At 61.6% G+C, this 12,568-nt stretch carries 12 protein-coding genes; 7 read left to right on the top strand and 5 right to left on the bottom strand.

Translation table 11 applies throughout. The annotated features are described in order from the left end of the window. The first annotated feature begins 19 nt into the window (after positions 1–19). From EV686_RS14440 to EV686_RS18720, 7 genes are all read left to right on the top strand, one after another. A complete protein-coding gene (locus EV686_RS14440) occupies positions 20–1,129 on the top strand; it encodes an S-(hydroxymethyl)glutathione dehydrogenase/class III alcohol dehydrogenase (protein WP_132477665.1) in 1,110 nt (369 codons plus the stop codon). Positions 1,130–1,154: 25 nt separating this feature from the next. Further along, positions 1,155–1,985, top strand: a complete 831-nt coding sequence (fghA, locus tag EV686_RS14435; protein WP_132477664.1) for an S-formylglutathione hydrolase — start codon at positions 1,155–1,157, stop codon at positions 1,983–1,985. Between the two features lie 75 nt (positions 1,986–2,060). Further along, positions 2,061–2,351 (top strand): metal/formaldehyde-sensitive transcriptional repressor, encoded by a 291-nt coding sequence (locus EV686_RS14430; RefSeq protein ID WP_132477663.1) that lies wholly within the window; start codon positions 2,061–2,063, stop codon positions 2,349–2,351. A 149-nt stretch (positions 2,352–2,500) separates the two neighbouring features. Continuing rightward, complete coding sequence (locus EV686_RS14425; protein WP_132477662.1) at positions 2,501–3,436, top strand: LysR family transcriptional regulator; 936 nt, start codon at positions 2,501–2,503, stop codon at positions 3,434–3,436. A gap of 103 nt (positions 3,437–3,539) precedes the next feature. Next, positions 3,540–4,514, top strand: a complete 975-nt coding sequence (locus tag EV686_RS14420; protein WP_132477661.1) for a Bug family tripartite tricarboxylate transporter substrate binding protein — start codon at positions 3,540–3,542, stop codon at positions 4,512–4,514. A gap of 40 nt (positions 4,515–4,554) precedes the next feature. Further along, positions 4,555–5,703 (top strand): mandelate racemase/muconate lactonizing enzyme family protein, encoded by a 1,149-nt coding sequence (locus EV686_RS14415; RefSeq protein ID WP_132477660.1) that lies wholly within the window; start codon positions 4,555–4,557, stop codon positions 5,701–5,703. A 128-nt stretch (positions 5,704–5,831) separates the two neighbouring features. After that, positions 5,832–7,319, top strand: coding sequence for a TPM domain-containing protein (locus EV686_RS18720; RefSeq protein ID WP_132477659.1), 1,488 nt, complete (start codon positions 5,832–5,834; stop codon positions 7,317–7,319). A 28-nt stretch (positions 7,320–7,347) separates the two neighbouring features. On the opposite strand, the gene EV686_RS14405 is transcribed toward EV686_RS18720, so the two are convergent. Genes EV686_RS14405 through EV686_RS14385 form a run of 5 tightly spaced genes read right to left on the bottom strand, consistent with a single transcriptional unit; the run spans position 7,348 to position 12,541 of the window. After that, entirely contained in the window at positions 7,348–8,397 is a 1,050-nt protein-coding gene (locus EV686_RS14405) for a threonine aldolase family protein (protein ID WP_132477658.1), read from the bottom strand. Positions 8,398–8,409: 12 nt separating this feature from the next. Beyond that, on the bottom strand, positions 8,410–9,168 hold the full coding sequence (locus tag EV686_RS14400) for an amino acid ABC transporter ATP-binding protein (RefSeq protein WP_132477657.1): 759 nt from the start codon (positions 9,166–9,168) through the stop codon (positions 8,410–8,412). After that, the gene (locus EV686_RS14395; RefSeq protein WP_132477656.1) at positions 9,168–10,286 is read right to left on the bottom strand and encodes an amino acid ABC transporter permease; all 1,119 of its coding nucleotides are present in this window, start codon (positions 10,284–10,286) and stop codon (positions 9,168–9,170) included. The genes EV686_RS14400 and EV686_RS14395 overlap by 1 nt, the downstream gene beginning before the upstream one ends. Then, complete coding sequence (locus EV686_RS14390; protein ID WP_132477655.1) at positions 10,283–11,497, bottom strand: amino acid ABC transporter permease; 1,215 nt, start codon at positions 11,495–11,497, stop codon at positions 10,283–10,285. The genes EV686_RS14395 and EV686_RS14390 overlap by 4 nt, the downstream gene beginning before the upstream one ends. 18 nt (positions 11,498–11,515) lie before the next feature. Next, a complete protein-coding gene (locus EV686_RS14385; RefSeq protein WP_132477654.1) occupies positions 11,516–12,541 on the bottom strand; it encodes an amino acid ABC transporter substrate-binding protein in 1,026 nt (341 codons plus the stop codon). Positions 12,542–12,568 lie beyond the last annotated feature (27 nt).

The following is a 12,568-nucleotide window of genomic DNA, read 5'->3' as shown; positions in this document are numbered from 1 at the left end:
TCTCTTTAAGGACCAAGCCATGAAGTCACGCGCAGCTGTCGCTTTCGAAGCCGGAAAGCCATTGGAGATCGTCGAGATCGACGTGGAGCCGCCCCGCAAGGGAGAAGTCCTCATCAAGATCACGAATACAGGCGTCTGTCACACGGATGCCTTCACACTGTCGGGCGATGACCCTGAAGGTGTGTTCCCCGCCGTTCTCGGCCATGAAGGCGCAGGCATCGTCGTCGAAGTCGGCGAAGGCGTGACCAGCGTGAAGCCCGGCGACCATGTCATCCCCCTGTACACCGCCGAATGCGGCGAGTGCCTGTTCTGCAAGTCCGGCAAGACCAATCTGTGCGTGGCCGTTCGCGCCACGCAGGGCAAGGGTCTGATGCCCGACGGCACCACGCGCTTCTCCTACAATGGCCAGCCCATCTACCACTACATGGGATGCTCGACCTTCAGCGAATACACTGTCGTGGCCGAAGTCTCGCTGGCCAAGATCAATCCCGACGCCAATCCGGAGCACGTCTGCCTGCTGGGCTGCGGCGTCACCACCGGCATCGGCGCCGTGCACAATACCGCCAAGGTGCAGCCGGGCGACAGCGTCGCCGTGTTCGGCCTGGGCGGCATCGGCCTTGCCGTGATCCAGGGCGCCCGCCAGGCCAAGGCCGGCCGCATCATCGCCATCGATACCAATCCGGGCAAATTCGACCTGGCGCGCACCTTCGGCGCGACCGACTGCATCAACCCCAAGGACTTCGACAAGCCCATCCAGCAGGTCATCGTCGAAATGACGGGCTGGGGCGTGGATCATTCCTTCGAGTGCATCGGCAACGTCAACGTCATGCGCGCCGCTCTGGAATGCGCGCACCGCGGCTGGGGGCAATCCGTCATCATCGGCGTGGCGGGCGCCGGCCAGGAAATCTCCACGCGCCCGTTCCAGCTGGTCACCGGCCGCCGCTGGCTGGGCTCGGCATTCGGCGGCGTCAAGGGACGCTCACAACTGCCCGGCATGGTTGAGGATGCCATGAAGGGCGACATCGACCTGGCTCCTTTCGTCACGCACACGATGGGCCTGGAAGACATCAACGAAGCCTTCCACCTGATGCATGAAGGCAAGTCCATCCGTTCCGTCGTGCATTACTGATGCCTGACTGATACAGAGGAAACACATGAACCGTATCGAACGCCACGCCGTCTTCCAGGGATGGCAGGATGTCTATCAGCATCAGTCGCAGACACTGGGCTGCCAGATGAACGTCGGGGTGTACCTGCCGCCGCAGGTCGAAACCGAAAAGCTGCCGGTGCTGTACTGGCTGTCCGGCCTGACCTGCACCGAACAGAATTTCATTACCAAGGCCGGCGCGCAGCGCTACGCGGCGGAGCACGGCATCATCATCGTCGCCCCGGACACCAGCCCGCGCGGAGACGATGTGGCCGACGACGAAGCCTACGACCTGGGCAAGGGAGCCGGATTCTATCTCAACGCGACGCAGCAGCCATGGGCCAGGCACTACCGCATGTACGACTATATCGTTCATGAACTGCCCGCCCTGATCGAAGCCTCTTTGCCCGCCACCCAGGAGCGTTCCATCAGCGGGCATTCGATGGGCGGACACGGCGCATTGACCATCGCCCTGCGCGAGCCCGGCCGCTATCGCAGCGTATCGGCGTTCTCTCCCATCGTCGCTCCATCCCAGGTGCCCTGGGGGCAGAAGGCGTTCGCGGCCTATCTGGGCGATGACCAAGAGGCATGGAAGGCGCACGATACGGTAGAGCTGCTGAAGTCGGCATCCGAACGGCTGCCGCTGCTGGTGGACCAGGGCCTGGCCGATGATTTTCTCGAGAACCAGCTGCGGCCCGAACTGCTGCGCGCGGCATGCGAGGGAACAGGCCATCCGCTGACCCTGAATCTGCGGCCCGGCTACGACCACAGCTACTACTTCATCGCCAGCTTCATCGGCGATCACATTGCGCACCACGCAGCCGCGCTGAAGCGCTAGGCCGGCTCCCCCCCCGACGTCAACCCATTCGCCATTTTCACCGGCGGCATTTTCTCCCCAGAGGAGCGGCAATCCATGCCTTACTCGCCAGAAGACAAAAAGCGCGCGGTCATGCGCCTGCGCCGTATCAAAGGGCAAGCCGCCGCGCTGGAGCGCGCCGTCGAGGAAGGCACCGATTGCAAGTCGCTGCTGCAGCAGATCGCCGCGCTTCGCGGCGCGGCGAATGGCTTGATGGCGGAAGTCCTGGACAGCCACTTGCGTGAGTTGTTCGGCTCTGCAAAAGAAACCGTTGCCGTACGAGAAGCCAGGGATCCGGACGAGGAAATCGAGGCCCTGATGAAGACGCTGCGCACTTATCTGAAGTAAAAACCAAAGCCGGGGCTGGCTTCAGCGATTTGGACCATGCCCATACTCCCGACAAAACAATGAGAGTAGACTCCTCCTGTCGAGCCCCATCCAAGAAGCATTGACCAATCAATCCGGGACGACCCTCGGCAGCCAAGGAGGACGCCACCATGAATCTATCCCTTCGCCAGATGCGCGCCTTTGCCGCCCTGGCGGAGGCACGCAATTTCACGCGCGCCGCCGAGCAGTGCAGCCTGACCCAATCCGCTTTCAGTTCGCTGATTTCCAATCTCGAAGCGGGGCTGGGACTCAAGCTGTTCTCGCGCAACACGCGCAATGTCGAGCTCACCAACGAAGGCGAAGTCTTTCTGAACATCGTCAACACGCTCCTGCCCGAAACCGAACGCGCCCTGGAGGAAATGCGCAGCCAGGCGGAGCTCAGGCGCGGCAAGGTAGCCATTGCGGCGCTTCCCACGATCTACTCCTCCATCCTGCCCTCACTGATCTCCCGTTTCCATGCAGAACACCCCGGCGTCGAACTCATCATCAAGGACACCGCCAATACGGGCTGCATCGAGCACGTCCGGCATCGCCGGGTGGATTTCGCCCTTTGCGCAGCCACATCGGAAGGGAGCGATTTCATTGCCGAGACACTGGCCTCGGACAGTTTCCATTTCGTGTGCCACGCAAGCCATCCGCTTGCGAAACGCCGGAGCCTGACAGCCAGCGAAGTGCAGGAAGCGTTTCCCATCATCGTCTATGACGGCGCCAGCAGCATCCGCCAGCATCTCGACGCTGTGATCTACCCCCAGCAATGGCGGCGATCGTACGAGGTGAACAGCCTTTCCACCGCCGCCGCCCTGGTCATCGAAGGCCTGGGCGCCACCATCATCCCCACGCTGGGCCTGCGCCAGTTCCGCGACCCTCATTTGCGCGCCATTCCCATCGATCTTCCCATCAACGAACGCAACATATGCCTGCTGCGCCTGAAGCATCGAACGCCTTCCCTGGCTGCAACGGCATTCATCGCGCTGGTTCGGGAGCACTTCGAGACGGAACTCGACCGTCTGCGGCCAAGCAATTCTTTTCGCGCCAAATTAAGCTGATTTTTCAATTAATAGATGGAAAAAATCCATCTATCAGCTTAAATATTCTGACTATGCTTGCTCCTGTTGTCCGCATAAGAAATCTATTTCCAGGAGACATGCAATGAAACGCCTAAGCCATATTCTTCCCGCCATAGCGGTACTCGCCTCGGCGCTTGCAGCAGCGCCCGCGCAAGCGCAGAACTATCCCGACAAACCGGTCCGCGTAGTCGTGGGCATGGCGCCCGGCGGTTCGAACGACACCATTGCCCGCCTGATCAGCGCCGAGCTGCAGGAGCGCCTGAAGCAACCTTTCATCGTGGAAAACAAACCGGGCGCGAACAGCACCATCGCCACCGCGGAAGTCGCGCGGGTCAAGCCGGACGGCTACAACCTGATGCTGGTCATTTCCTCGCACGTGACCAACACCATGCTCTATCCCTCCCTGAACTACAAGCTGGACGACTTCAAGCCCATTTCCGTCATCGCGGACACGCCTTTCGTGCTGGTCGCCAACACCAAGTTCGCCCCGAACAACGTCGCCGAATTCGTGGCGTACACCAAGTCCCGGCCGGAACGCGCCATCGATTTCGGCACGCCCGGCATGGGCTCCACCCAGCATATCGCCATGGAGCTGATGGACCAGGTAGCAGGAACGAAGATGAACGCAGTGCCGTACAAGGGAGGCGCGCCAGCGCAAGCTGACCTTCTCGCCGGCGTCATCCCTGTCATATTCGCCACGCCTACCCAAAGCCTGCCCTTCATCCAGTCGGGCCAGCTCAAGGCGCTGGGCGTGACCTCCAAGGAAAGGCTGCCGCAGCTTCCCGACACACCGACCTTTGCAGAGTCCGGCGTGGACGGCTACGAGGCCAATGTCTGGTTCGGCATTATCGCTCCGGCCCAGACGCCGGACGACACCGTCAAGTTGCTCAACAAGGAAATCGTGGACATCGTCCGCAACGAGCCGATCAAGAGCAAGCTCGCGGAAATGGGCCTGAATCCGATAGGAAGCAGCGTCCGGGAGTTCCAGGACCTGCTGGACAGCGAGCAGAAGAAATGGGCGGACGTCATCAAGTCCGCCAACATCACATTGCAATAAACCGACCGGGACCGGTTCAGTCATCAGGAGTCACACATCAATGTCCGTCATCGAATCCGTATCCGTCTGCATTGCCCGCGTCCCCCTGGACGAACCGGTCACCTTTTCCACTCGGCAAGTCACCGCGAGAGAATACTGCCTGATCCGCATCCGCAGCACCGACGGCCATGAAGGCCTGGGATACTGCTATGCGGTCAACAGCGCCGGCCGGCTGCTGTCCATCGCCGCCACCGAACTGCTCGCCCCCAAGCTCATCGGCCAGGACAGCCACCGGGTGGAAGGCCTGTGGACGGAGATGTATCAGGACGCGCTGCTGCTGGGCCGCGCCGGCGCCGTGATGCGCGTGCTGTCCGCCATCGACATCGCCTTGTGGGATCTCAATGCGCGCAGCGCATCGCTGCCGCTCTATCGCTACCTGGGCGCCACGACGCTGGATCGCGTTCCCGCCTATGCCAGCGGCGGCTACTACCTGCCCGGCAAGACCAACGCCGATCTCGCCAGTGAAATGGAGACGCACGTCAGCGAAGGCTTCACGGCCGTCAAGATGAAGGTGGGCCTGAAAAGCGTCGCGCAGGAACGCGAGCGGATGGCTGCGGTGCGCGATGCCATCGGCGACGATGTACGGCTCATGCTCGACGCCAACAACGCTTGGCGGGATCTTCCCACCGCGCTCGAATACACGCAGTGCTTCGAGCCGTTCAACCCCTTCTGGCTGGAAGAACCGTTCTCTCCCGACGACATCGACAATCACGCCAGGCTGGCGGCGGCGACCCGCATCACCATCGCCACGGGAGAGGTCGAGGCCGGCCGCTGGCGCTTCAAGGACCTGATCCAGTCGGGCGCCACGACCCTGCTCCAGACCGATGCGACTGTGTGCGGCGGCATCACCGAATGGCGCCGCATCGCGGCCACGGCCGCCAGCCATGGGCTTACCGTCGAGCCGCACGCCTGGCACGACGTGCACATCCATCTCGTGGCCTCCACTCCGAACTCCACCTATGTCGAATGGATGCCTGACGACCACATCGTCAATTTCCGCCGGCTGATCGACAAGCAGCTCGTCGCGGAAAACGGCCAGTTGCTGCTGCCCAAGGACCCGGGCCTGGGATTCCGGTTCGACGAGGCGGCGGTGGAACGCTATGGCGTCATCTATAACGGCGAGAAGGAGAAGTGGATCACCGTCCGCTAGGACGGCCGCGGCGCAAGCAAGCCGTCAGTTGCAACCATAGTTCTCCAAAGGCATCAGACTTGAACACTTAGTTGCGGCAAGGGGACGAAGGGCCCAGAATATGGCCCTCCCCCATCATCTCGCGCCCGATGTACAAGAAACCCCTTGCCCTGATCGCCGCCCTGATCGGCTTCCTCTGGTGCCTTAATGCCTATGCGCAGTATTCGGTACAGGCCATTCCCAATCCCAAAAGCCAAGGACATGGCCACTATGTCAGCGACCCGGACGGCAACCTGAACGCCAGCACGATCGCACAGCTGGATGCCATCAGCGCGGGCATCGAGCAAGCCAACAGCAGCGAATTCGCCATCGTGGTCGTGAACGACTACCGGGGCGGCAGCGATTTCCAGTTCGCCCTGGATCTGTTCACGCATTGGGGCATCGGCAAGCAGGGAAGCGACAACGGCCTGCTGCTGTTCCTCAGCATGGACCGGCGCGAATACCGCTTCATCAGCGGATATGGGCTGGGAGGCATCTTTCCCGACCTGTTGCTGAAGCATATCGGGGAAAGCTACCTGGTTCCGTACCTGAAGGACGGCAACACGGACATGGCGGTATTGGCCACTGCAAAAGCGATAGAAAGCGTGTTCCTGTCGCCTGACCACCAGATAGAACTGGACGGGCTGAAAGCCTATCAGCCTACATTCTGGAACCGGCATTCCGCCACGCTGGAACGGACCATGCATGTACTGGCCATATTCGCCATCGGATTCGGCTGGATGAGCCTTGCGCGCAAACGAGCGCTGAAAAAGCATGCAATCAAGCCGAAACGCTACAAGGGATACGCCTTCTGGTATGCGCTGTTTGCTTTCCTGCTTTCCCTGTTCCTCAGCCTGTTCGTATTTCTTGTTCTGGAAGTGATCGAGCGCGTCTACCGATTGCAGAACCTGCCGTACTTCGTTGCCGCATTCGGGACGTTCGTGCTGCTCTTCCATTATTACGAATGCCGCGAATTCATCAGGCGCAGCACCAAGGATACGAAACTCCGCCTGGATATGCAGGCCTCGTTCATCCGCCTGAGTCTCATCCCGCTGCTGTTGTCGCCACTCTCCTACAAGGCATACTACGATCTGGGCCGCAATAGCAGGAATGCACGCCTGCGGGAGGCGCCGCCCGCCACAGCCGGAAAGTGGGCTCGCGTCAATCGCGATACGCTAACGCGCGCAGACCTGAAAAACTACCTGACCGATCTGCAGATCCAGGAAGAGAAGCTGGGCTCCAAGTCCTACGAGATCTGGCTCGATGAGGAAACCGGCGACAAACATATCGCCGCGTTCGATGGAAACCATATCTCCCGATACGAAATCTGCCCGAGCTGCCAGGGGCAGACCCTGAAGAAGCCCGAAATCAAAGTGTATCAGCGGGCAACCTATACCCGGACGGGGAAAGGCGAACGCATAAAGACCTGCGCCTTCTGCAGCCACAAGATATCGATGGGGATGGTAGTGCTCCCCAAACTGCAGGAAAGTAGCTCCAGCTCCGGGGGCTCTGGCGGTTCGGGCGGCGGAGGCGGCAGTTCGGGAAGCAGTTTCGGCGGCGGCTCCAGCGGCGGAGGCGGTGCTGGCGGCAGATGGTGAGAGGCGGGATGGGCGCCGCAGTTCCCACCTATTCCCTGAGCACGGCGGCAAACGCTTCGGCGGCTTCTTCGACCTGGGCCTTGCTGACATCCATATGCGTCACTATCCGCAAGCGGCAGGCGCCCTCCGCACCGATGCGGATGCCTTGCCGCATCAGCCTCGCGCTCAGTTCCTGGGCCGTAAAGCCGGTTTCCCGGACATCGAGGAAGACCAGATTGGTCTGTACCTCATCGGAATCCAGCCTGACCCCGGGCAGCCTCGTCACACGGTCGGCAAACAGGCGGGCATTGGCGTGGTCCTCCGCCAAGCGGTCGATATGATGGTCCAGGGCATACAGGCCCGCTGCGGCCAGCATGCCTGATTGCCGCATCGCCCCGCCGAGGCGATGCTTCCAGAACCAGGCCTGCTCGATGAACTCGGCCGATCCCGCCAGAACGGCGCCGACGGGGCAGCCCAAGCCCTTGGACAGATCGATCCATACACTGTCGCACTGTTCCGCATAATGCCGTGCCGGCACGCCGGACGCGACGACCGCATTGAACAGGCGGGCGCCGTCCATATGCACCGCGATGGAATGGCTGCGAGCGAGTTCGGAGATTTCCCGCACCTGCGCCAGCGGCCAGACACCGCCCCCGCCCCGGTTCACGGTCTGTTCCAGCACCACCAGGCGCGCGCGCGGCGCATTCCGCTTGCCCGGCCGGATATGCGTCGACATCTGCTGGGCGGTAAACATGCCGCCCTGCCCCGCCAGGGTATGCACCATTGCGCCGGCCAGCGCGGCGGGCGCACCCGCCTCGGAGCCGACGATATGCGCGGACTCGTCCGCGAATATCTTGTCGCCCGGCCGGCAATGCACCAGTATGGCTACCTGATTGCACATGACGCCAGACGGCAGGAACAGGGCGGCTTCCTTGCCAAGCAGAGAGGCTACGCGGGCGCACAACAGATTGGTGCTGGGATCCTCGCCTCGCTGCTCGTCTCCCACCTCGGCCTGCACCATGGCCTGTCGCATCTCCGGGCTGGGCCGGGTTGCGGTATCACTGACGAGATCGATGCGAGGCGCGGCAATGGGTTGCATGAACGGCTCCGTTCAATGATTGATGATCTGGCTCAGGAACTGCCTGGCCCGTTCGCTCTTTGGATTGGAAAAGAATTCTTCGGGAGGCGCCGCCTCGACGATGCGGCCCGCATCCATGAATACAACCAGATCGGCCATCTTGCGCGCGAAGCCCATTTCGTGGGTTACCACGATCATGGTAATGCCTTCCTCCGCAAGCTCGGTCATCACTTGCAGTACCTCTTTGATCATTTCGGGGTCCAGCGCGGACGTCGGCTCGTCGAACAGCAAGACCTTGGGCCTGGACATCAGGGCGCGCACAATGGCGACCCGCTGCTGCTGGCCTCCCGACAGCTGGCCGGGATACTTCTCAGCCTGATCGGCCAGGCCGACACGCGCCAGCAGTTGCCTGGCATACGCCTCCGCCTCGTGCTTCGGTGTCTTGTTGACGTAGATGGGAGCGAGCGTGAGGTTGTCCATCACGTTCAGATGCATGAAAAGATTGATGCCCTGGAACACCATACCGACGTCGCGCCGTATCTGCTCTATTTTCCGGATGTCGTCCGCCACTTCGACGCCATCGACGATGATCTGCCCCTCATGGTGCTCTTCCAGGCGGTTGATGCAGCGGATCATGGTCGACTTTCCGGAGCCGGAAGGCCCGCAGACCACGACCTTTTCCCCCCTGGCAACTTCCAGGTTGATATCCCGCAGCGCGTGGTAGCTGTCATACCATTTGTTGACGCCCTTGAACTGCACCACGGGCTCGGCGGCAGCGGCTCCTGTTTCCATCAGTAGTTTCTCCCTTGAGAAAGGTGCCGGGACAGCGATTCGCTGTATTTCGACATGCTGAAGCAAAAGACGAAGTACAGCGCAAACACGAACAGATAAGCTTCTGGCGCGAACTGCACCCATTGGGGATCCTGCGTGGCGGCGCCAGTGGCGCCAAGAATGTCGTACAGGCCAAGAATGCTGACGAAGGTCGTATTCTTGAAGGCGCGGATGATGTCGTTCATCAGGGCCGGGATCACAATGCGCAAGCCTTGCGGCAAGATCACCTTGCGCATCCGCTGCCCGTATTTGAGGCCCGCCGCCTCGGCCGCCTCGTACTGGCCGCGCGGCACGGCCTGCAGGCCGCCGCGCACGATCTCCGCCGCGTAAGCGGCGAAATAAACGACCATGGCGATCTGCGCGCTGACCAGCTTGTCGATGCGGAACGTCGTCGGCAGGAACAGGGGCAGCATGATCGCAGCCATGAACAGCACCACCAGCAGCGGCAGGCCGCGCGTGATTTCGGTGATGCCGATGCATAGCGCCTTGATGGCCGGCAGTTGCGACCTTCGCCCCAGGGCCAGGAAGATCGCGCCCGGCAGACCGAATGCCACCGTGACGATGGCCATGATCAGGGTCAAGGGCAGGCCTCCCCACAAGTGCGTGCCTGTGGGCCTGAGGCCGAAAACGCCTCCCAGCATCAAGACCAGGACGATGGGCAGCAATGCGATCCAGGCCAGCAAAAGGCGGCGCGACCAGAGTCTGCGGAAGCCCGATGCGATGCTCAGGACGAGAATCAGCACGACAGCCAGAAAGGCCCGCCATTGCTCTTCATAGGGAAAAGTGCCGAACAGGATAAGACGGTATTTTTCCCCCACGATGGCCCAGCAGGCCCCTGCGGCCTGCTTGCACACAGCGGCATCGTCGGCATGCCAGACCGCATCGAGCACTGCCCAGCGCAGGGTATGCCAGCCGACATAGCCCATAACGACAAGCATGATGACGGAAAGGACGGTGTTGTGGACGTTATTGAACAAGCCCTGCCTGATCCTGCTGGCCAGGCCTCCCCGGCGCAGCGGCGATGGGCGCTCCGCCGGGGCCGACACTTGCACGCGCGAACGGACTGCGGCGGCGCTCATCTTGCGGCTCCCCGAAGCGCTACCGCCCTGTTGAAGACATTCATCAGGGACGAAACGCCCAGCGCGAGCAACAGATACACCAGGCCCATGATGATGACGCATTCCAGCGTGTGGCCGCTAAGCGTCATGATGGAATTGCTGACGTTGAACAATTCCGGATAGCCCACGGCTACGCCCAGCGCACTGGTCTTGATCAGGCTGATATATTGCGCCGTGACGGGCGGCACGATGACCCGCAGCGCCTGCGGCAGAATGATATGCCGATAAAGCTCGAAGCCATGCAGTCCCACGGCGCGTCCGGCCTCGATCTGCCCTTTGCCCACCGACTGGATGCCCGAGCGCACGATTTCCGAAATATAAGCCGCGAAATACAGCACCAGCCCAAGCGCCAACGCAAGGAACTCGGGTGAAAGGGTAATGCCCCCTCTGAAGTTGAAACCCGTCAGCCTGGGATATTCGATGGCTGTCGGAGCGCCGGTTGCCAGCCAGGCCAGCAGCCCCACCGCGATCAGGCCGGCCATAGACAAGACCAGCACAGGCAGACGCTGTCCGGTGCTCCGCTGCCGCTGATCGGCCCATTTCGCAAAAAAATAGACGCCCGCCAGGCCAGCCGCCAGCGCCAGTGCGACAATGGCGAAGGCATGCCTGTCCTCCGGCCATGCCAATACCAGTCCGCGATTGCTCAGGAACCACCAGTCCATGCCGTGCCAGGCCTGGCGCGCGCCCGGCAGCAGCGTGAACAGCGTGTACCAGAAGACGATCTGGATGAGCTGCGGCGTATTCCGGAAAATTTCGACATACACCGCAGCGCCCCGCGAGACCAGCCAATTGGACGAAAGCCTGGCCATGCCGACCAGCACGCCCAGCAAAGTGGCGAAGATCAACGAGACAAACGACACCCACAGGGTATTGCCCAGCCCCGCCGCGAAGGCTTGCAGAAACGTGTTCGTAGGGCCGAACGGCAGCACGGACTCGGCCAGCGTGAAACCGGCTTCGTTCGACAAAAAGCCCAGGCCGATCCGCATGCCTTTGGCCGCCATGGACTGGAGGGCATTGCTGACCATGAACAGGATGACGGCCGCCATGCCCGCCACCACCAGGATCTGGTAGAAATAGCCCCGCATTCTCTGGCTGCGCCACAGCCCGCGCCAGCTGAATGGCTTGTCAGGCCTGCCTCGGCGGCTGCTTCGTGTCTTTGCGCCCGTGCTCATACCGGCCCCGCCCCAGGCTTAATTGAAGGGAGGCGAGTAAAGCAGGCCGCCATCCTTCCATAGCGCATTCAAGCCGCGCTCCAGCTTGAAGGAAGAATCCTTGCCCAGGTTGCGGTCGAAACTTTCGGCATAATTGCCTACCTGCTTGATGATGCGATAAGCCCACTCGTCGTCCAGGCCCAGCTTGGATCCCAGCCCTCCCTTGACGCCCAGCAGGCGCTGTATGTTGGAGTCCGATTCCTTGCGCTTTTCATCCACGTTCCTAGAGTTCACGTCCAGTTCTTCCGCTTCGAACATTGCGTAAGTCGCCCAGGAAACGATGTCCTTCCATTCCGGATCCCCCTGCCTGACAATGGGACCTTCAGGATCCTTGCCGAACACACCGGGCAGGATCACCCACTCGTCGGGATTGCTGGCCGCCGCGGCACGATTGGCCGCCAGACCCGCGGTGGACTGGACCGCCACATCGCAGCGCCCGCCAAAGAAGGCCGTATTCATTTCCTTCTGGTCGGCGATGACGATCATCTTGAAGTTCAGGTTGAATTTCCGCGCGATATCCGTCGCCACTTCCTCGGAGGTGGAGCCGGGCCGCACGCAAACCGTTGCGCCATCCAGTTCCTGCACCGAGTTCACGCCGAGACTTTTGTTGACCATGAAGCCCTGGCCGTCGTAGAAGGTGGTCGGCGTGAAGTCCAGTCCGGTCGTCACATCCCGGCTCATGGTCCATGTGGTATTGGCAGCCGTCATATCCACGTCGCCGGTCTGCAGGACAGTCAAGCGAGTCTGCGTGGTGGTCTTGACGTAGCGGACTTTGCTGGCGTCTCCGAGCACTGCAGCCGCCACTGCGCGGCAGGAGTCCACGTCCAGCCCAGACCATACGCCTTTGCTGTCGACCGCGGACAAGCCAGGCCGGCTGCCGTTGACCGCGCAGATCAGTTCGCCGCGCGCTTTCACTGCGTCCAGCGTCGGGCCGGCGTGCGCATTGGCAGCGATCAGCAAACCGGCTAGGGAGGAGGTAAACCTGCAGATTGCCTTGATGTTCATTCGTACTCTCCTGATAGAAATAGTAGG

It is taken from the genome of Paracandidimonas soli, assembly GCF_004342005.1.
Taxonomy (GTDB): Bacteria; Pseudomonadota; Gammaproteobacteria; order Burkholderiales; family Burkholderiaceae_B; genus Paracandidimonas; species Paracandidimonas soli.
The sequence above is the reverse complement of the archived record's forward strand: the minus strand, read 5'-3'. Positions and strand labels throughout refer to the sequence as shown.